The sequence below is a fragment of the Acetobacter orientalis genome (genome assembly GCF_000963965.1).
GTDB classification, from domain to species: Bacteria; Pseudomonadota; Alphaproteobacteria; order Acetobacterales; family Acetobacteraceae; genus Acetobacter; species Acetobacter orientalis.
The window spans coordinates 74,514-93,984 of the sequence record NZ_BAMX01000010.1; the positions used below are offsets into that span (position 1 = coordinate 74,514).

Consider the following 19,471-nt stretch of genomic DNA (forward strand, 5'->3'; position numbering starts at 1 on the left):
GAGGCACGGCAGCATGAAACACCCCCTAACCACCACCCTGAGCCTGCATGTTGCTTTAAATGTGCTGTGCGTGTCCTTACCAGTTTTTTACACTTGCGCTTACGCACAAACAGAAACGCTAGATGTGCATGCCCCCCGCCAAGTGCAGGTGCAACTGTACCAAAAGGTGGGCCGCTTTTACCGCCGCTTTGCGCAACTGCCAGAGCAAGACCGGGCGGGCTTATCTCTTAACGTCATGGGGCGTGTGCAGCCCTCTAACAAACCCTTGCCAGACGCCAACCTGCACCTACAAACCCAAGCAGGCAGCCTGCCCTTATCGCAACCGGGGAGTGATGCCTTGCGCTTTCCACTTTCAGATGCGCTATGGCAGGAAAACCCACCCATTATGGCAACGCTTGCTCCAAACGAGCATATCCATTTTACATTTCAGATTGCGGTTAAACCCGCGCAGGCTAACAGTTTTAGCAATGCACAAGCTAAAACATGGCTTAAACAGCTCGATTTTTGCGTAAAAGACGTTGTCGGTACTGTTTTTTCTTGGTTGGTGCCACATGCCAAAATTGTAACGGTCACTCTCGCAGCCCATAGCACGCTAACTGTTACAAATAATGACCAGCCACAAACAATTTTTGAAAATACGCAAAATACACCACAAACTTACGCGCTAGAGCCCAAAAAATTTGCGCCAGAAGCAACGTTTACTTCCACACAGCCCTTTACGCACATTATGCTCACCATGCCCGTTAATTTGCATGCAGACTTAAAACGTAAAAGCTGAGAACACAGCACCAGAGGTTAGCCTGATGACCCGTAACGCATAGCATGCTGGAGCCATAAAAATAAAGGCACAGCAACCAAACGCAAAATATGTTTGAAAAATTTTTTGGAGTAGCAGTCTCTTTTACACCTTACGTAAAAGAGACTGCTCTTAAGCCTTAGTTAGCGGCCTGTATTGGCTTTAACCAGCCCAGTGACAAACTGCCAGCCACGGCAGGTGTTACGAATAGCTTTGGCAATAGCAGGGGCGGTTGTAGGCCGCAGCAGGCGGGAATCATAGCCAGCAAAACGCCGGTCATCTTCAGCCAAGCACAGATCCATAAAGTCGGGCAGGTCTAACTGCACGCTGGAAATATCTTTAGCCCCAGTTACGGTAAAGTTGTTGTCCTGTGTATGGACTTCGCCTTTATCATCAACCGTTTTAGCAAGGCTCAGGCGCTCATACCCAAGGAAAGCCCACACGGCCCATACCTTGAGTTCAAAGAACGGGCGGCGATACCACGCCATATCTGCCCGGTACCAAGCCAGCCAGTTAGAAAACAGCAAAATATGGCGGCATTCTTCCTGCATAACAGGCTCGAATGTTTCGATCAGCTCTGCCGGGAAAAAGTTTGAGCGCTTGGCCAACTCAAACAGACCAAACGCAAAAAAGCTGTCAACACACTCAGAAAAACCGGTAACCAAATAGGCCCATTCTACATCTTTGGGTTCAATGTAGGGTGGTTCTGGTGCCATCGGAATATCATAGGCAGCTACCAGCTTGGACAGCACTTCCTTATGGCGGTTTTCTTCCCACGCATTGCGTGAAATGGCGTCTTTAATATCCGGGTCTTGCACAAGGCGGGCGTAGGCTGCCATGCGCAGGCGGGCTTTGCCTTCAGTCTGTACCGCAATATCCCAAATTGGCAGAGACACAACCCGCTTGAGTGTTTCAGGGTCGAGCTTTGGCCACGCAATAACCGAGGGCTTGTAGGGGTTAAACGTATCTCTGAACATCTGGGCCATAGCCCGTTTATGTTCAACAGACCCCGGCACCAAGGGGCCTTTATGGCTGCTTACCCAATGCCGCGCACGGTAGTCGGCTTCAACTACGGCTTGCTCGTTAGGGGCCTGCGGCAGATCATCAACATTATCTGGCAAGCGTGAATAAATATCAGAGAGAGAACCCATAGCAGGAACCCGTTAGCTGTGAGCGCATCCCCTTCCCTCCGCATACACTGTGCGAAAGGCAGGAGAAATGCCCGGTAAAACAGAACGCCCTGCCCTAACCCGTTATGGGCCAAGGGCAGAACTGCTCCCCCCTTTAGTGGAGGTCTGAAAGCTGCGAAATGATCTTGGTCACTAAGCCGTAATCAATCGCTTCCTGAGCAGACATCCAGTAATTGCGGTCTGTGTCTTTTGCGATTTTTTCGTATGTCTGCCCGGTTTCGCGGGCAAAAAGACGGTTCAGACGCTCACGCATCTTGATAATTTCGCGGGCTTCAATGTCGATATCGGTTGCAGGCCCGCGTACACCGCCCATGGGTTGGTGCAACAAAAAGCGAGTGTTGGGGAGGCAAAAGCGGCGGTCTTTATGCCCTGCGGCAAAAATAAGAGCCCCAGCAGAGGCAACCCACCCTGTGCCAATCATATTCACCGGCGCCATCGAATCGACAAAGCGAATCATGTCATGAATAGTGTCACCACTCTCAACATGTCCACCGGGTGAGTTTACGTACACATCAATCGGCTTATCAGACTCGCCAGCCAAAGCCAGCAGGCGGCCTGTTACGTCACGCGCCACCTTGTCGTTAATACCGCCAAAAATCAGCACTTTACGCTGCTTAAACAGCTTGTGCTCCAGCTCTCCGGCGGGTGCGCCGGGGGCTTTGGGCTCGTCTTTTTCCGGAGCGTCTGGGGCATCTGGCCCTTCGTCATCCAGTCTGATGGGATCGTGTTTGAAAATACCCGTCATGCCTGTCTCCGCATGGTATGTGTCTCGTGTCATGCCTTATATCCTGCGCTGCCTGCGCGTTTGTGCCAAGGGGCAAATAATGCAGCAGTGCTGCCACAGCACCAGATGACCTCGCCACAACGGGCGTAAGACGGTAAGGTGGCACATAAATTTTTCTTTTGCCTGCGGAGCGTCCACCCCACCATGCAGCCAGAGTGCCCAGAGCAGCCCCAGCTTACCCCGCAACGGCCACGCCGCCGCACCCTGCTATGCCCCACCTCCAGCATGCTGCGCCTAAGCGTGTTTATGGCTGGCAGCCTGCTTAGCCTTGCCGGGTGCCAACAACACAGAGACTTTGTTGATAACACGCTGGAATGGACACAGCGCATGCGCGGCGGGGTTATTGCCGCACAACGCCCCCCACCGCCCGGTCAATACGACCCCTACCCCCATGTGGGCCTAGCCCCCACCCAAGCCCCCGAAATGCCCTCTGTGCAGGCCCGTACCCTGCTAACACAGCGGCTGGTGCGCGACCGTAACCTGACCTACCGTACCGTGGCGGCCAACGGCAGCTTAACGCCTGTTATTCCGCCCCCACCCAACGCTGCAACTGCTGCGGGTAAAGCCACGACCTTGCCAGACAACGCCGCTGGTGCGGTTATGGACGCAGCCGACGCCCCACCACCGCCTACACTACCCAACCCGGTGGCCCCCAAACCAACGGCTACCCCAACCACTAATAGCACCCCCAAAGCGGCTACCCCCCAAACCGGTACGGGTGCCGAACTCGCTATGCCCGAAGTTGGGGAAAAAGCTCAAAAACCACCCGTGCCAGAAAGCGCCATACCGCAAATTCCCGAAGGCCCGCCTGAGCCACCAACCTTCCCCGGTTTTAGCACTCCGTCTGATGCCCACCTTATCAGCGGGCCAACACCTGACTATGACCTGTCTGACCCCAAAGGCACGGCACTACATTTTGTACCGCAGTCAGACCAGCTCTCCAGCGGGCAAGACGCAACACTCAACAAAATTATTAGCCAAGCCCCTAAAGGGCCCTTTTATATTCGCGGCTTTGGCAACGCTCCGTCTTTGAGTACGCAAGACCAAGCCGATGCCGTACAACTTGGGCTGTTGCGCGCGCAACGTGTGGCCAAGGCGCTGTTGAGCCGTAACGTACCTGCCACTGCCATTCATATTCGGGGGGATGCCTTTGGTACGGGGGCACGGGTCGCAACCACCCCTTAACGCTGTTGTCGGGGCTACGCATTGGGGCCTTTTCTGGCCCCCACCCCTGCTTTTCACCCCAAGAGTATAAGAAAGCAGACAACAGGGAGTTGCCTGATCCGTTTCTGCCAGTAGTATCACTCACCCCGCCATCCTGCGGGGTATTCACTCTTTCCCTAATGTAGGGTTTTTAAGTATCCATGACCGAAGAATTCCATCGCATTCGCCGCCTGCCGCCCTATGTCTTTGCCTCTGTTAATCAGGCCAAAGCCGCGGCCCGAGCGCGGGGCGAGGATATTATTGACCTTGGCATGGGTAACCCAGACAGCCCCACCCCGCCGCATATTGTCGAAAAACTGGTTGAAAGCGTGCAAAACCCACGTGCGCACGGCTATTCGGTCAGTAAGGGTATTCCGGGCTTGCGCCGCGCACTGGCTGGCTATTACGAGCGCCGCTTTAACGTAAAGCTAGACCCCGAGCGCGAGGTCATTGCTACCCTTGGCTCCAAAGAAGGGTTGGCCAATCTGGCCTCTGCCATTACCAGCCCCGGCGACACCATTTTGGTGCCTAACCCATCGTACCCCATTCACCAGTTTGGCTTTATTATTGCGGGTGCGTCTGTACGCTCTATTCCCGCAACGCCAGATGACAACATGCTGCGTGCACTAGAGCGTGCCGTGCGCCACTCTGTACCCAAGCCTACGGCCCTTATTGTCAACTTCCCCTCTAACCCCACGGCTTACTTGGCTGACCTAGATTTTTATAAAGAACTGGTCGCCTTTGCCCGCCGGGAAGAAATTTTCATTCTCTCAGACCTTGCCTACGCCGAAATTTATTTTGGAGATCTGGTACCCCCGTCCATTCTGGCCGTGCCGGGCGCAAAAGATATTGCGGTTGAGTTTACATCTCTGTCCAAAACCTACTGCATGGCTGGCTGGCGCATGGGCTTTGCTGCGGGTAACGAGCGGCTTATTTCTGCCCTAACCCGCATTAAGTCCTACCTTGATTACGGGGCCTTTACCCCCATTCAGGTTGCCGCCGTTGCCGCCCTTAACGGCCCACAAGACTGTGTGGCAGATATTCGGGCGCTCTATAAAGACCGGCGCGATGTGCTGATCCGTGGCCTGCACGCCGCCGGGTGGGACGTACCCTCGCCTGAAGGGTCTATGTTTGCATGGGCCCCTATTCCAGAACCCTTCCGTGAGTTGGGTAGCGTTGAGTTCTCCAAACTTCTGCTTAAAGAAGCAGGCGTAGCCGTAGCCCCCGGCCTTGGCTTTGGTGAGCATGGTGAAGGCTTTGTGCGTATTGGGTTAGTTGAAAACACCCAACGCCTGCGCCAAGCCACACGCGCCATTCGCGGTTTTCTTTCTGCCCATGGTGTTAAACCTGCGGCCCCTTCCTCCCCGTCTTGCAAGCCGGAGCCTGTCTAGTCGTGAGCGCATCTACTTCTTCTCCCCTTCGTCTTGGTATTGCTGGGCTTGGCACTGTTGGTGCTGGCGTTATCAAACTGCTTGAAACCAACAAAGACCTCATTACCGCCCGTGCTGGCCGTGCTTTGCAGGTTGTAGCTGTAAGTGCGCGCAACCGCACCCAAGACCGTGGGGTAAGCCTTGAAGGCCTACGGTGGTACGACAACGCCATTGACCTAGCCGCAGACCCAGAAGTTGATGTGGTGGTAGAACTCATTGGTGGGGCAGAAGGCCCCGCCCGTGCATTGGTTGAAGCCGCCCTTGCCGCAGGCAAAGCGGTTGTAACCGCCAACAAAGCCCTTATTGCCCTGCACGGTGCCGCTTTGGCCCAAAGCAGTGCCGCCAACACTGCCCCATTGTTGTACGAAGCAGCCGTAGCTGGCGGTATTCCGGCTATTAAAACCGTGCGTGAAGGGCTGGCGGCAGACCGCCTGCTGCGCATTGGCGGTATTCTAAATGGCACCTGCAACTACATTCTTACCGTTATGCGCGAAACGGGTAAGGACTTTGCAACTGTGCTGGCCGATGCCCAAAAGCTGGGCTACGCCGAAGCCGACCCTTCAACCGATATTGACGGCTGGGACGCAGCACACAAGCTGGCCATTTTGGCGGGTTTGGCTTTTGGCCGCCCCGTTGCATTTGAGAGCGTGCATGTTGAAGGTATTCGCCACATTGGTGCAGCAGACCTCGATTTTGCCCGCAAACTTGGCTACCGCATTAAGCTGTTAGGGCTTGCCCGTATGGGTGATGCCGGGCTTGAAGCCCGCGTAACCCCCTGCCTTGTACCAGAAGATGCTCCCATTGCGCAGGTTGATGGCGTATTTAACGCCGTTGTGGCCGAAGGCGCCTTTGCTGGCCGCCTAATGATAGAAGGCCGCGGCGCTGGCGAAGGCCCAACCGCCACCGCCGTCACCGCCGACCTGATTGATATTGCCCGTGGCAACACCATTCCAGTGTGGGGCGTGCAGAGCGCCACCACAGAAGTTTTGCGTGCGTGCCCTCTTTCTGCCGGAAAAGGGGCGTTCTATCTGCGCCTGCGGGTAGAAGACCGGCCCGGTGTTATTGCTGACATTACCGCTGTCCTACGCGATTGCGGGGTTTCTTTGCGCAGCATGCTCCAACCCACACCTGTCCGGAACGAAACCGCCCCGCATGTTCCGCTGATTCTGGTAACCCACCAGACATCAGAAGCCGCCATGCAGGACGCCGTTGCCCGCATTGACACATTAAGTGTTGTTGCAGACACACCGGTTGTTATTCGGATTGAAACGGACTGAGCGTGCCAAGCAGCGCCAGTTCAACGCCTGAATTGAGAGGATCTCTTTTGATGTCTGATACTCGTGAGCCAAAACAGTTTGTGGTTTCAGACCGCAATCTGGCGCTCGAACTGGTGCGCGTGACAGAAGCCGCAGCCCTGGCCTCTGCCCACTGGACAGGCCGCGGCCAGAAAAACGATGCAGACGGCGCGGCAGTAGAAGCCATGCGCATTGCCTTTGACACCGTGGCCATTGACGGCACAGTGGTGATTGGTGAAGGCGAAATGGACGAAGCACCAATGCTTTATATTGGTGAAAAAGTAGGCGCTGGCGGCCCGGCAATGGATATTGCCGTAGACCCGCTTGAAGGCACCAACCTGTGTGCCAAAGACATGCCCAACGCCCTAACCGTTGTTGCACTGGCCGAAAAAGGCAATTTTCTGCACGCGCCAGATGTGTATATGGACAAAATTGTGGTTGGCCCCAACCTACCAGACGGCGTGGTTGACCTTGAAAGCAGCATTGAGGCCAACCTGCGCAATCTGGCAAAAGCCAAAAACAAGTCTATTTCAGACATTGTTTTGTGCACCCTAGAACGCGACCGCCACGCTGAACTCATTGCCAAAACCCGTGAGGCCGGTGCCCGCGTGCGCCTGCTCAGCGATGGTGACGTAGCCGCCGCTATTGCCGCCTGCATGGATAACAGCCAGGTGGATATTTACGCAGGTTCTGGCGGTGCGCCAGAAGGTGTGCTGGCTGCTGCTGCCGTGCGCTGCGTTAACGGCCAGATGCAAGGCCGCCTGTTGTTTGAAGATGACGCACAACGCCAGCGCGCCCTTAAAATGAACCCCGGCAAAGACCCAGACCGTAAGTTGGGCCTGCATGATATGGCCGCAGGGTCTGTACTGTTTTCTGCAACGGGGGTTACATCTGGCTTCCTGCTGCGTGGCATACACCGCTACACCACCCACGCTGTTACGCATTCTTTGGTGATGCGCTCTAAATCTGGCACTGTCCGGTTTATTGAAGGGCACCATAACTTCAACACCAAAACCTGGACCCCGCAATAAGCGGGGCTGGCACCCAACATTTTGTCTGACATGAACGTTATTCTGCCCCAAGAGCCTGCTCTGCCTACACAGCCCCACCTTGCCCTTGGCGTACAGGCCAGCCTGTCTGGCCGGCGGTGGGTATGGCGCAGTGGGGCAGATAACCCAGACATTCAACGTTTAGGTGCCGCTATTGCCCAACGGGCAGGCCTGCCAGAAATTGTAGGCCGCCTTTTGGCACTGCGTGGTTTATCGCTAGATGGCGCAGCAGATTTTCTCGACCCCAAATTACGGGCCCTTATGCCCAACCCCTCTGTTTTGCAGGATATGGATAAAGCCGCCGCCCGCATGGCGCGCGCTATACAACACGCCGAAACAGTGGGCATTTTTGGGGATTACGATGTCGATGGGGCCTGTGCCTCTGGCATTTTAGCCAGCTTTTTTGAAGAAGCAGGCTGCGCTGTTCATACTCATATTCCCGACCGTATGACCGAGGGTTACGGCCCTAACGCACCAGCGCTTGAAGGGCTTATTGCCCAAGGTGCCTCCCTTATTATTTGTGTAGATTGCGGCACGGCCTCGGCTGATATTTTAAACCCGCTACACAGCAAAGCTGACATTGTGGTGCTAGACCACCATAAGTCTGAAGATGCACTGCCAGCTATTTTGGCAACGGTTAACCCCAACCGGCCAGACTGTACCTCTGGCCTTAACCATGTCTGTGCAGCAGCCCTCGCTTTTTTAGCTGCCGCTGCCACCGTGCGCGACCTACGGGCTACCGGCTGGTTTGAAAACCACCCCGCCCCCGACCTTTTACGCCAGCTTGACCTGGTGGCGTTAGCTACCGTGTGTGACGTCATGCCCTTACAAGGGCTTAACCGTGCTTTTGTAACCCAAGGGCTTAAAGTTATGGCCCGCCGCCAACGGGTGGGCCTAACCGCCCTGCTTGAGATTGCGGGCGTTACCAAAGCACCCGATGCATTTTCTTGCGGGTTTGCACTTGGCCCCCGTATTAACGCCGGTGGCCGCATAGCCGAGGCAGCGTTAGGCCTACGCCTGCTCCGGTGTGAAGACACGCACGAAGCCAAACTGATGGCGGAAAGGCTCGATGCCGTAAACCGCAAACGCCAAGGGGTAGAGGCCGATATTCTTGACCTTGCCATGCAACAAGCCGCAGCACAGCGCGAGGCTGGCCATGCCGTTATTTTGCTGGCTGGCAAAAACTGGCACCCCGGCGTGGTTGGTATTGTGGCAGGGCGTATTAAAGAGCAGTTTAACCGCCCGGCGCTTGTTGGTGCAGAGTTAGAAGATGGCGCAGTTAAAGGCTCCGGCCGCTCGGTACCGGGGCTAGACCTTGGCACCGTTATTATTGCGGCACGCCAAGCCGGTTTGCTTACCACAGGTGGTGGGCATGCCATGGCCGCTGGCTTCTCTCTCCCCGTTAGCAATGTTGAAAAATTTCACGCATTTTTAGATGCCCGCCTAGCGGGTGCGGCTGAACTGCCTAACGCGGTTGACCTTGATATTGATGCGGCCCTTGCCGTAAGTGGCGCTACGGTTGAACTTGCCCAAAGCATGGCCACACTGGCCCCCTTTGGCGCAGGCAATGCCGAACCTTTAGTGGCACTTTCTAACGTACAAGTTGTCAAATCAGACCGTATTGGCCGAGACGGCAACACCTTGCGCCTGCTCTTACGCGGTGCAGACGGTGGGCGCTTAAAAGCCTTGGTGTTTCGGGTAGAAAACAGCCCCCTTGCCCCCATGCTAGAAGACACAACCCGCCCGCCCTTGCATCTGGCTGGCTACCTCCGCGCTGAAAGCTGGAATGGCCGCACAGACGTAACCTTCTTTATTCAAGACGCCGCCCGCGCGTGAAAGGCATCATCTCAGCAGCGCATGCAACCCGCCTTGCCTTTTTTATTGGTGGGTTTGCTGTGGCATGCTGGGCCCCCTTGGTGCCTTTTGCCAAAGAGCGGCTACACGCTAACGATGGCTCTATAGGCGCACTGCTTTTATGCCTTGGCACAGGCTCTGTACTGACCATGCTGCTAACGGGGGCGCTTAATAGTAAATTTGGCAGCAAGCCACTTATTGTTGCTGGCAGCCTTGGGCTTATCTTAACCCTACCCGGCTTAGCCTTTAGCCACGCGGCCCTTACTTTGGCCTTAGTCCTGCTTGGCTTTGGGGCAAGCCTTGGCGTGCTAGATGTCGCCATGAATATTCATGGCGCAGAGGTAGAGCGCCTAACACAACGCGCCTTAATGGCAGGGTTTCATGGGTTTTTCAGCATTGGGGGCTTTGCTGGCGCCATTGCCATGACCGCCCTGCTTTCTGCACACATCACGCCTTTTTATAGCACGCTCGCCTGCTCCGCCCTTATGGGGGTGTTGTTGCTCGTGGCGTTCCCAAGTTTTGTAAAAACCAAGCAAGCAGAAAACGAACCATTTCTTGCCGTACCCCACGGCATTGTGCTGCTGCTCTCATTTTTGGCTGCCATTGCGTTTTTGGCAGAGGGTGCAATGCTAGACTGGGGGGCGCTCTTTATTATAACCGCCAAACTGCTGCCCGTTGCACAAGCGGGTATGGGCTACATTCTCTTTTCTAGCGCCATGACAGTAGGCCGTTTATTGGGTGATACAGTAACCCATAAACTCGGTGCCTTGCCCATGTTGGTGGGCGGCTCTGCCCTTGCTATTTTGGGTATAATTACCCTGCTGCTTGTACCCATACCGGCCTTTGCCCTCAGCGGCTTTGTCCTGCTTGGGCTGGGTATTGCTAATATTGCCCCTATTTTATTCAGGCTGGCAGGTAAGCAAACGCTTATGCCAACCGGGCTGGCCATAGCCACCCTCACTACCATTGGTTATGCAGGCGTATTGCTTGGCCCCGCAGGCATTGGCTTTGCGGCAAGCTTGCTCACGCTTAAAGGGGCATTTTGGCTGCTGGCCGCCCTACTGGCCATTATACCACTATGCGCACGCCGCGCCGTACGCACTCCTCATTAAACGCCCTTTTGGACATTCTGGATCGCCAAAATGAGCAAAGCAATTCGCAGTGCGGCCAACAATGCCCCATTGTTGTGTGAAGCAGCAGTAGCTGTCTGCTTCACACAAGAGCCGCATAAGGCTGGGGGCAAGCACCATGGGTATGTTCCGCAAGGTTTATTTAACGCCAGATTGTGAGGGCCTCTAAAGACCTTGAGCGAGGCATTCCCACTACCGTCTAGGCTAGTTTAGCTTGCCTTTTTGCTCCTTCAATCCGGCGGGCTTTAGGCCCCCTTGCGCATCGCGCTGCGGCTACAAACTACTGTGGCATAACACATGCCCAACAAGGCCGTGCCACGGCCCTGTTTAAAACAACCTCTCCGCTTTTAGCGTTTAAGCCCGTGCAGCAAATGCATTTTTACCGCGGGCCATTCAGCAGCTACAATGCTATACACGCAGGTATCCCGTAGTGAGCCATCGGGCATTCTGGTATGGCTGCGTAAAATACCGTCCAGCTTTGCACCTAAACGCTCAATCGCTTTACGGCTTTTCTGGTTTAAAAAATGCGTTCTAAACTCAACACAGTGGCAGCCCATGCTCTCAAACGCATGCGTTAAAAGCAGCGTTTTGGCGGCAGTATTGACCCCCGTGCGCTGTGCGCTTGCCGCATACCATGTTGAGCCAATTTCTACACGGGGCACGCTGCGGTCTATGTTCATATAAGTGGTCATGCCCACAACCGTGTTGTCTGCAACGCGCACAACATAGGGCAGCATACTACCTGCGGCTTGCAACTTTAAACGGCGCTCTATTTCCTGCGCCATGCCCTCGGGCTTAGGGACAATAGTGCACCAAACCTGCCAAAGCTGGCCATCTTGCACAGCATCTTGCAAGGCACGGCAATGGCTATGCTGCAAAGGCTCTAGGCGTACGCTGGCCCCCTCTAAAAGCGTGGGCTGGTTGGGTATGGACACCATTGGTCTTTCTTCTTTCTCACAACAAAAAAGGGAGGCCGAAACCTCCCTTTTGCAAAACTGCTTTACCTGAGAGTGCTAACCAAGCGTTTTATTGGCCCGCTTGAATAGCCCCACGGCGTGCCTCAACTTCCTTCTTCATAGCCGCCTGCACTTTTTCAAAAGCGCGCACTTCAATCTGGCGCACGCGCTCGCGCGAAATGCCATATTCGTGGGCAAGGTCTTCAAGGGTAGAAGGCTCGTCTTTTAAGCGGCGCTCGGTGAAAATATGCTTTTCACGCTCGTTAAGCATAGACATAGCAGAAGAGAGCATGGCTTTGCGGCCAGACATTTCCTCATTTTCAGCATAAACCTCTTCTTGGTTGTGTTGGTCATCAACCAAGCGGTCTTGCCACTCGCTGCTTTCGTCTGTGCGCATGGGCGCGTTCAAGCTGTGGTCTGGGGCCGCCATACGGCGGTTCATGTTCACCACGTCTTGCTCTGGCACGCCCAGAGTGGTGGCAATTTTGTTCACCTGTTCAGGCTGTAAATCACCATCTTCAATAGCCTGCATCTGGCCTTTAAGACGGCGCAGGTTAAAGAACAGTTTTTTCTGGGCGGCCGTGGTGCCCATTTTAACCAAAGACCAGCTATGCAGAATATATTCCTGAATAGCGGCGCGTATCCACCACATGGCATAAGTTGCCAAACGAAAGCCTTTATCGGGGTCGAAGCGGCGCACGGCCTGCATCATACCCACATTGCCTTCGCTAATCAGTTCGTTAATGGGTAGGCCATAGCCACGGTAGCCCATGGCAATTTTAGCAACCAAACGCAGGTGAGAGGTCACCAGTGTATGGGCTGCCTGCACATCGCCTTTATCTTTCCATAGGTGGGAAAGGCGCAGTTCTTCCTCCGGGGTAAGGAGGGGGTATTTACGGATGTCCTGAAGATACCTTGACAGATTGTTTTCAGAACCAACATTGATGACAGAAGACACCATGGTAGCACTCCTCTGAACTGGAAAACTCCCTGTCTTGCACCTGAAACGGCAGGGTTTTGGCGCAATGATGAAAAGAGGCGAGCTCCAGCCAAAAGTGGTAGGACTTAACGCCCTCTTTGTCGGCCCCCAATTTGGGCAGTCGAGAAAAGAAGCGTCCATTTTCAGCAATGCATAAAGCACGCCAATTAGGTTTGGGCAGGGTGCGCCGTAAATTGCGCTATGTCAAGAAAAGCAGGGTTTACCCCCGTTTAACGTTCTTGGGGGCAGCAAAGTTCCCTTTGGTTTCTGCACTTTGCCCCATTTTGCGTCTGTTTTCCCTTATTGCCGAGTCTCTCATTTGCCGCTTTGCATCATATAATAGCGCTATACCGCGCCAAGAGGGCTTTATGCGCCTTCGCGTGCTGCTGTAGCGCGCATTTTTAACCAGCCAATAGCGCTTAAACAGGCTAAGGCAATGGCCCCCACTCCAAGCTCTTTTCTGCTGTCTGGCATGCTTAACATTGCCACCAGCGCCGTTGCCAAAAGCACAAGGGCTAACCACCCTTTCCATGCTTGGGTTTTACACAGCCGCAAGCGGCTCCACACTATCAGGCTGTTATAAAACATAATGCATGTCCCAACGATGGACACCAGAAACGCAAAAATAAGAGTGGGCGAAATAACCGCCAGCGTAGAAATAGCCAAGGTGGCGCAGGCGCTGGCTATAACGGCCCGGCGTGGTAGCTGCCCGCCTGTGCTGGTAGCCTGAAAAAAGCGCGGCATATCGCCCCGGTGCGCCATTTCCAGAATAATGCGTGAGGTTGCGTACAGGCCAGAATTAAGCGTTGAAAGCGTTGCCGACAAAATAACGATCGTCATTAAGCTGGCGGCATATGGCACATGAAAGCGCTCTAAAACAGCCAAAAAAGGCGAGACCCCACGCACCTGATCCGACCACGGCATAACACATAAAATAAGCGTTAAAGAGGTAAGGTAAAACAACAAAAGCCGCACGGCCACGGTGCGCGTAACACGGGCAATATTGCGGTCTGGCTCGTCTGTTTCTAGGGCGGCAATGGTAGCAACTTCACTCCCGGTCATGGAAAACAGAGCTGTGGGCACGGCAGCCAAAAATGCAAAATACCCATTAGGGGCCAGCCCGCCATGCCCAAACACATTGTTTGCAACCGGCATTGCCTGCCCAGCCAGCAAATACACAGCCACCCCAATAAAGCTGATAATCGCCACAATTTTTATCATGGCCAGCCAATATTCAAACTCGCCATAATGCCGCACAGAAAGCAGGTTAATGGCGGTAATACTGCCTAAAATAAGCAACTCTATTGCGGCAAAGGGCAACGGCACAAAGGGGGCAATAAGGGTCGCTGCGGCAATAACCTCTACCCCCAAGGCGGTTATCCACACCAGCCAATAGACCCAGCCCGCAACAAAACCCGCCAATGGCCCCAAGGCATACTTAATCTGGCCAATAAAAGACCCCCGCCCCGGTGCTGCGCGGGCAATATCGCGCAGCATAACATTCACCAAAAACATAATGCCGCCAGCCAGCAGGTAAGACAGCAACACGCTTGGCCCCGCCGTAGCAATAGCCCCACCAGACCCCACAAAAAGCCCGGCACCAATAACACCACCCAGAGAAATCATGCTGACATGGCGGGCTTTTAAAACAGAGTTTTGCTGCTTACCCGGCTGTGGTGGCAAAGCCTGCCCTGCTTGCTCTGTTGAGCCCTGTTGCCCCATGCCACCCGCCTTTATTGTGCTACTTGCCACTTAAAATTCCATACAGGCTGCTACGGGCACCCCACAGACCCAGCCACTTTAACCTAACTGACACATAATGTGCGCTGTTCATAAAGCAGTGTTTTAGCGCTGTCTTGTGCCAAAGGGCCAAAAAGCCGCTTTCTACACATCAGATTATAGCGAATACTCACCCCACCAATGCATTATCAGGCCTTTTTACGCGCCCCTCGCATACGCCCCACCGTGCAACGCTCAGGGTTTGTGGGGGGTCTTACTTCTTGTCATTCTCGTTTTGCAGGCGTTTGTCCATGTCCTACCTTACCCCTCACCCAGCCCCAAGGCGCTGCCGCCCCGCTATTTTTATGCGTTTTGCCTGTTTATTTTTTGCCGGAGGGTTACTGCCCAGCATGACCATGCCCCATACAAGCCATGCCGCCACCTTTTTTAGTGCAGAACCCTACGGTAGCCTCCCTAACGGGCAAAAAATAGAGCGCTATACACTGCGCAATAAAGCGGGCCTGAGTGTGCAGTTTATCTCATACGGCGGTATTATTACCGCCATTGACGTGCCAGACAGGCACGGCAGGTTTAGCAACATTGCCTTGGGCTTTCCCGACCTTGAAGGCTATGTGGTCAAAGACGCGCAGGCCAATATCTGTTTTGGCGCACTTATTGGCCGTTACGCCAACCGCATTGCCAACGGCACGTTTACGCTAGACGGTGTGCGGGTACAGACTACCCGCAATACACCCCCCAACACCCTACATGGCGGGGCAAACGGTTTTCATAAAAAGCTTTGGCATGTACGCCGCCTTATGGGCCTGCCCCATGCCACCGGTGCAGAGCTAACCCTAACCAGCCCAGATGGAGATGAAGGCTTTCCCGGCACGTTGCATGTAAGTGTGCGCTATATTTTAGACGACACAAACCGCCTAACCCTGCAATACCGCGCCACAACAGACAAACCCACTGTGGTCAACCTTACCAACCACACTTATTTCAATTTAAACGGCGAGGGCTCTGGCTCGGTTGAAAACCACCACCTACACATTAATGCAGACCACTTCACCCCTACCGACGCAGCCTCCATTCCCACCGGCAAGCTGGCAGATGTAAGCAACACCCCATTTGACTTCCGTACGGCCCATAGCATTGCCCAACACCTGCGCGATACCAACCCGCAGCTTCTGGCCGCACATGGTTATGACCAAAACTGGGCAATAAACGGCTATGACGGCAAAACCCTAAGGCCCGCCGCCACCCTGACAGACCCCGCATCGGGCCGGGTTTTAACAGTTTTAACCCCCCTGCCGGGCTTGCAGGTTTATACTGCCAACGGCCTTAACGGGGCCTATGCGGGCACATCTGGCCGTATTTACCGCCAAACAGATGCCGTCGCACTTGAAACCCAATTCTACCCCGATGCCCCAAACCACCCCAATTTTCCTAGCGCCACCTTACGGCCCGGTGTTGTTTACAATCACACCACCGTTTTTGCCTTTGGCACAGACAGCACCACCCAAACGCCGTAAGGCATAAAAAAACGCGGCCCCCAAATGGGAGCCGCGCTTTCTGCCTTGGTCTTTACCGAAAAGGGTAAAGATTAGACGGAGTAGTACATTTCAAATTCAACTGGGTGTGGTGTGTGTTCAAAACGGTACACATCTTCCCACTTCACGTTCACGTAGCTTTCGATCTGGTCTTTGGTGAACACGCCACCAGCCAGCAGGAACTCGTGGTCAGCCATCAAAGCTTCAAGCGCTTCACGTAGAGAACCCGCAACAGTTGGGATCTGCTTCAGTTCTTCTGGGGGCAGGTCGTACAGATCTTTATCCATGGCATCGCCAGGGTGGATCTTGTTCTTGATGCCGTCCAGACCAGCCATCAGCATGGCAGCAAATGCCAGGTAGGGGTTTGCTGTGGGGTCGGGGAAGCGCACTTCAACGCGCTTGGCTTTTGGGTTGGTTGCGTATGGAATACGGCAAGAAGCAGAGCGGTTGCGGGCAGAGTAAGCCAGCAGCACTGGGGCTTCAAAACCCGGAATCAGACGCTTGTAAGAGTTGGTTGAAGGGTTGGTGAAAGCATTAAGCGCTTTAGCGTGCTTAATAATACCACCAATGTAGTACAGAGCCGTGTCAGACAGGTCTGCATAGCCGTTGCCAGCAAAGGTTGGTTTGCCGTCTTTCCAGATAGACTGGTGAACATGCATGCCAGAGCCGTTATCGCCATAAATTGGCTTAGGCATAAAGGTGGCTGTTTTGCCATAAGAGTGGGCAACGTTGTGCACGCAGTATTTGTAAATCTGCATAAAGTCGGCAGAGCGTACCAGCGTATCAAACTTGGTGCCCAGCTCGTGCTGAGACTGCGCCACTTCGTGGTGGTGCTTTTCAATGGGCAGGCCCATTTCACCCATGGTCGCCAGCATTTCTGCGCGCAGGTCAACTTCGCTATCAATCGGCGCAACAGGGAAGTAGCCCCCTTTGGGGCCTGGGCGGTGGCCCATATTGCCTTCTGGGTAGTCTTTCAAAGACGCACCAGGGCCTTCAATGCTGTCGAGCTGGTAGGTGCCAAAGTTAGGGCCGGTACCAAAACGCACGCTATCAAAGATAAAGAATTCAGCTTCTGGGCCAAAGAAAGCCGTATCACCCAGACCAGAAGACTTCAGGTACTGCTCAGCCAGTTTAGCGGTAGAGCGTGGGTCACGGTTGTAAGGCTGGCCGGTTGAAGGCTCGATAATGTCGCAGAACAGGATCAACTGCGGGCGGGCAGAGAACGGATCCATCACGGCTGTTTCAGGGTCGGGCAGCAGCACCATGTCGCTTTCATTGATGGCTTTCCAGCCAGCAATGGAAGAACCATCGAACATGAAGCCTTCTGTGAAGGTGTCTTCTTCAATGGTGGTTACGTACTGGGCCGTGTGGTGCCATTTGCCGCGTGGGTCGGTAAAGCGCAGGTCAACCAGCTCAACCGAATGTTCCTGAATCAGGTCAAAAACCTTGGCGACAGCCGCAGCTTTTGCATCACCCGCAGATGTTGTTTTCTTAACCATTCTCTCTATCACCTACAACCTGTTGCGTACCGGAACCGTCCGGCACAGCTAGGATTATCAAATGCACGCCGTGCGGCAGAGCAGTAGGGCTCTTCTGCTAAGCAGCCCCACGCCCTCCCTCAGATCGCGTCTTCCCCTCTTTCCCCCGTCCGGATGCGCACCACATCCTCAACCGGGAGAATAAAGATTTTACCGTCACCGATTCGTCCCGTGCGGGCTGCTGCCGATATTGCCTCAACCGCCCGTTCAACCAGATTGGCCGGACAGACAACCTCAATTTTCATTTTGGGCAGAAAATCAACAATATACTCAGCGCCACGATACAGCTCCGTGTGCCCCTTCTGCCGTCCGAAGCCTTTTGCCTCGATTACGGTAATCCCTTGCAAGCCAAGCTCGTGAAGGGCTTCCTTCACTTCGTCCAGCTTAAAGGGCTTTATGATGGCCTCGATCTTTCTCATGTCACGTCATCAATATATTACTGCTGCACCCTGTTTGAGGGGTCCGTCTTTTGTGCAGCCATGCTTTTGCAGCATGAGTGCCCAAGCCGAACCCGGGTAAACTTGCACGGGTTGGCCGTGTGGGCAATCGGTCAGATACGAAATAGTATCGATAAAGCACTGACCCACCCCTTGCATTAAAGGCATCTGGCCCTTTTTATCACGAACATAGCTGCTGCTCGTTTAAGGATTACTGACATGACAAAACCACTCAACCCACTGCTTGAAGCGCAGCCAACCACCATTTTTACTGTCATGTCTGCTCTGGCCCGCCAGCATGAAGCCATTAATCTGGGCCAAGGCTTTCCCGATACGGAAGGCCCACACGACATGGTGCAAAAAGCAGCCGATGCCCTGCTTGATGGGCAAAACCAATATGCCCCCCTTACTGGCCTGCCAGAACTACGGCAGGCCGTTGCCGAGTCTAACGCCCGCTTTCAAGGGTTAAACATTAACCCCGATTCTGAAGTGATTGTGACCTCTGGCGCGACCGAGGCTCTGGCCGCCTCTCTCATGGCTTTGCTTGAGCCGGGCGATGAAGTGGTTTTAATCGAGCCGCTTTATGACACTTATCTACCAATTATCCGCCAGCTTGGCGCTGAACCCCGCCTTGTGCGCCTACAACAACCAGACTGGACACTCCCGCAAGACGCTTTGGCCAAAGCTTTTTCTGCCCGCACCAAGGCCATGGTGCTTAACAGCCCCATGAACCCCACCGGCAAGGTATTTACGCGAGACGAGCTTACTTTCATTGCCAGCTTGCTGCGCCACTACAATGCCTACGCCGTATGCGATGAAGTGTATGAACACCTAACCTTTGGTGCCCCGCATATTTCCCTCATGACCCTGCCAGACATGCGTGAGCGGTGCATACGCATTGGCAGTGCTGGCAAAAGCTTTTCGCTTACCGGCTGGAAAGTGGGCTATATTACAGCCCCCGCCCCCCTTGCAGGCGTTATTGCCAAAGCCCACCAAAACCTTGTGTTTGCCACAGCCCCCAACCTACAACGGGCCGTAGCGTTTGGCCTGCGCAAAGACACCACCTACTTTGCCACACTGGCAGCAGATATGGCCCATAAGCGCGATATTTTGTCTGAAGGTTTACGCAGTGTGGGGCTAGAGGTTCTACCCTGCCACGGCAGCTATTTTGTTATGGCCGATATAGCGCCCCTCGCGGCCGGGAAAGACGATGTTGCTTTTGCCCACCAACTCACTATTGAGGCAGGCGTTGCCACCATTCCCGCCTCTGCCTTTTATGACAGCAGCAACGGCACCCCACCCCGCCACCTGTTACGCTTTGCCTTTTGCAAACAGGAGCACATTCTGCGCGAAGCCATTGCCCGCATTGCCGCATGGGCCAGCAAACGCTGACTTTTTTATACCTCTATGCAAACTACCCCTTGACGGACACAGCGCTGTTTACTAAACGACCCCTAGCTGTGTGGCGGACGTAGCTCAGTTGGTAGAGCGCCGGTTTGTGGTACCGGTTGTCGCGGGTTCGATCCCCGTCGTTCGCCCCAGCCATATATTTCCTTTA

16 protein-coding genes and 1 tRNA gene are annotated in these 19,471 nt (G+C 54.4%); 10 read left to right on the top strand and 7 right to left on the bottom strand.

Translation table 11 applies throughout. The features are described 5' to 3' along the window. Positions 1-13: 13 nt before the first annotated feature. On the top strand, positions 14-778 hold the full coding sequence (locus tag Abor_RS04075) for a DUF2987 domain-containing protein (protein ID WP_048840565.1): 765 nt from the start codon (positions 14-16) through the stop codon (positions 776-778). Between the two features lie 161 nt (positions 779-939). Here Abor_RS04075 and Abor_RS04080 read toward each other — a convergent pair whose 3' ends face one another. Beyond that, complete coding sequence (locus Abor_RS04080) at positions 940-1,947, bottom strand: hypothetical protein (protein ID WP_048840566.1); 1,008 nt, start codon at positions 1,945-1,947, stop codon at positions 940-942. A gap of 133 nt (positions 1,948-2,080) precedes the next feature. After that, a complete protein-coding gene (locus Abor_RS04085; RefSeq protein ID WP_179193290.1) occupies positions 2,081-2,764 on the bottom strand; it encodes an ATP-dependent Clp protease proteolytic subunit in 684 nt (227 codons plus the stop codon). A 150-nt stretch (positions 2,765-2,914) separates the two neighbouring features. Between Abor_RS04085 and Abor_RS04090 the strand changes: the two genes are divergently transcribed. From Abor_RS04090 to Abor_RS04115, 6 genes are all read left to right on the top strand, one after another. Next, positions 2,915-3,955 carry an OmpA family protein gene (locus Abor_RS04090; RefSeq protein ID WP_244877862.1) on the top strand — a complete coding sequence of 347 codons (1,041 nt, stop codon included), beginning with the start codon at positions 2,915-2,917 and terminating at the stop codon, positions 3,953-3,955. A gap of 179 nt (positions 3,956-4,134) precedes the next feature. After that, positions 4,135-5,364, top strand: coding sequence for an LL-diaminopimelate aminotransferase (locus tag Abor_RS04095; RefSeq protein ID WP_048840568.1), 1,230 nt, complete (start codon positions 4,135-4,137; stop codon positions 5,362-5,364). 2 nt (positions 5,365-5,366) lie between these two features. Further along, positions 5,367-6,680: a homoserine dehydrogenase gene (locus tag Abor_RS04100; protein WP_048840569.1), complete on the top strand. Its 1,314-nt coding sequence runs from the start codon at positions 5,367-5,369 to the stop codon at positions 6,678-6,680. 50 nt (positions 6,681-6,730) lie between these two features. Next, a complete protein-coding gene (gene glpX, locus Abor_RS04105) occupies positions 6,731-7,729 on the top strand; it encodes a class II fructose-bisphosphatase (protein ID WP_048840570.1) in 999 nt (332 codons plus the stop codon). A gap of 30 nt (positions 7,730-7,759) precedes the next feature. Next, on the top strand, positions 7,760-9,583 hold the full coding sequence (gene recJ / locus Abor_RS04110) for a single-stranded-DNA-specific exonuclease RecJ (protein ID WP_048840571.1): 1,824 nt from the start codon (positions 7,760-7,762) through the stop codon (positions 9,581-9,583). Next, positions 9,580-10,713: an MFS transporter gene (locus tag Abor_RS04115; RefSeq protein ID WP_126621158.1), complete on the top strand. Its 1,134-nt coding sequence runs from the start codon at positions 9,580-9,582 to the stop codon at positions 10,711-10,713. Before recJ ends, Abor_RS04115 begins: the two co-directional genes overlap by 4 nt. 365 nt (positions 10,714-11,078) lie before the next feature. On the opposite strand, the gene Abor_RS04120 is transcribed toward Abor_RS04115, so the two are convergent. The 3 genes from Abor_RS04120 to Abor_RS04130 all read right to left on the bottom strand — a co-directional run bounded on the left by Abor_RS04120 (position 11,079) and on the right by Abor_RS04130 (position 14,388). Beyond that, the gene (locus tag Abor_RS04120; RefSeq protein WP_048840572.1) at positions 11,079-11,669 is read right to left on the bottom strand and encodes a GNAT family N-acetyltransferase; all 591 of its coding nucleotides are present in this window, start codon (positions 11,667-11,669) and stop codon (positions 11,079-11,081) included. Positions 11,670-11,757: 88 nt separating this feature from the next. Further along, entirely contained in the window at positions 11,758-12,648 is an 891-nt protein-coding gene (gene rpoH / locus Abor_RS04125; protein WP_048840573.1) for an RNA polymerase sigma factor RpoH, read from the bottom strand. Between the two features lie 384 nt (positions 12,649-13,032). Further along, positions 13,033-14,388, bottom strand: coding sequence for an amino acid permease (locus tag Abor_RS04130; protein WP_126621159.1), 1,356 nt, complete (start codon positions 14,386-14,388; stop codon positions 13,033-13,035). A 308-nt stretch (positions 14,389-14,696) separates the two neighbouring features. On the opposite strand from Abor_RS04130, the gene Abor_RS04135 reads away from it, so the two are divergent. Further along, on the top strand, positions 14,697-15,920 hold the full coding sequence (locus tag Abor_RS04135; protein WP_244877863.1) for an aldose epimerase family protein: 1,224 nt from the start codon (positions 14,697-14,699) through the stop codon (positions 15,918-15,920). 71 nt (positions 15,921-15,991) lie between these two features. Here the strand turns inward: Abor_RS04135 and glnA are convergent, their stop codons facing one another. Both glnA and Abor_RS04145 read right to left on the bottom strand, forming a co-directional pair. After that, positions 15,992-17,437 carry a type I glutamate--ammonia ligase gene (glnA, locus tag Abor_RS04140; RefSeq protein ID WP_048840575.1) on the bottom strand — a complete coding sequence of 482 codons (1,446 nt, stop codon included), beginning with the start codon at positions 17,435-17,437 and terminating at the stop codon, positions 15,992-15,994. A gap of 119 nt (positions 17,438-17,556) precedes the next feature. Further along, the gene (locus tag Abor_RS04145) at positions 17,557-17,895 is read right to left on the bottom strand and encodes a P-II family nitrogen regulator (RefSeq protein WP_043551886.1); all 339 of its coding nucleotides are present in this window, start codon (positions 17,893-17,895) and stop codon (positions 17,557-17,559) included. 237 nt (positions 17,896-18,132) lie between these two features. Here Abor_RS04145 and Abor_RS04150 point away from each other — a divergent pair, with 237 nt between their 5' ends. Further along, the gene (locus Abor_RS04150; RefSeq protein ID WP_048840576.1) at positions 18,133-19,305 is read left to right on the top strand and encodes an aminotransferase; all 1,173 of its coding nucleotides are present in this window, start codon (positions 18,133-18,135) and stop codon (positions 19,303-19,305) included. 73 nt (positions 19,306-19,378) lie between these two features. Further along, a tRNA-His gene (locus Abor_RS04155) sits at positions 19,379-19,454 on the top strand. Positions 19,455-19,471 lie beyond the last annotated feature (17 nt).

What these genes read in the sequence shown, in the direction of transcription:
- Abor_RS04075 (WP_048840565.1), top strand. Translation starts at nt 14, where the DNA reads ATGAAACACCCCCTAACCACCACCCTGAGCCTGCATGTTGCTTTAAAT.
- Abor_RS04080 (WP_048840566.1), bottom strand. Translation starts at nt 1,947, where the DNA reads ATGGGTTCTCTCTCTGATATTTATTCACGCTTGCCAGATAATGTTGAT.
- Abor_RS04085 (WP_179193290.1), bottom strand. Translation starts at nt 2,764, where the DNA reads ATGACACGAGACACATACCATGCGGAGACAGGCATGACGGGTATTTTC.
- Abor_RS04090 (WP_244877862.1), top strand. Translation starts at nt 2,915, where the DNA reads ATGCAGCCAGAGTGCCCAGAGCAGCCCCAGCTTACCCCGCAACGGCCA.
- Abor_RS04095 (WP_048840568.1), top strand. Translation starts at nt 4,135, where the DNA reads ATGACCGAAGAATTCCATCGCATTCGCCGCCTGCCGCCCTATGTCTTT.
- glpX (WP_048840570.1), top strand. Translation starts at nt 6,731, where the DNA reads ATGTCTGATACTCGTGAGCCAAAACAGTTTGTGGTTTCAGACCGCAAT.
- recJ (WP_048840571.1), top strand. Translation starts at nt 7,760, where the DNA reads ATGAACGTTATTCTGCCCCAAGAGCCTGCTCTGCCTACACAGCCCCAC.
- Abor_RS04120 (WP_048840572.1), bottom strand. Translation starts at nt 11,669, where the DNA reads ATGGTGTCCATACCCAACCAGCCCACGCTTTTAGAGGGGGCCAGCGTA.
- rpoH (WP_048840573.1), bottom strand. Translation starts at nt 12,648, where the DNA reads ATGGTGTCTTCTGTCATCAATGTTGGTTCTGAAAACAATCTGTCAAGG.
- Abor_RS04130 (WP_126621159.1), bottom strand. Translation starts at nt 14,388, where the DNA reads ATGGGGCAACAGGGCTCAACAGAGCAAGCAGGGCAGGCTTTGCCACCA.
- Abor_RS04135 (WP_244877863.1), top strand. Translation starts at nt 14,697, where the DNA reads ATGTCCTACCTTACCCCTCACCCAGCCCCAAGGCGCTGCCGCCCCGCT.
- glnA (WP_048840575.1), bottom strand. Translation starts at nt 17,437, where the DNA reads ATGGTTAAGAAAACAACATCTGCGGGTGATGCAAAAGCTGCGGCTGTC.
- Abor_RS04145 (WP_043551886.1), bottom strand. Translation starts at nt 17,895, where the DNA reads ATGAGAAAGATCGAGGCCATCATAAAGCCCTTTAAGCTGGACGAAGTG.
- Abor_RS04150 (WP_048840576.1), top strand. Translation starts at nt 18,133, where the DNA reads ATGACAAAACCACTCAACCCACTGCTTGAAGCGCAGCCAACCACCATT.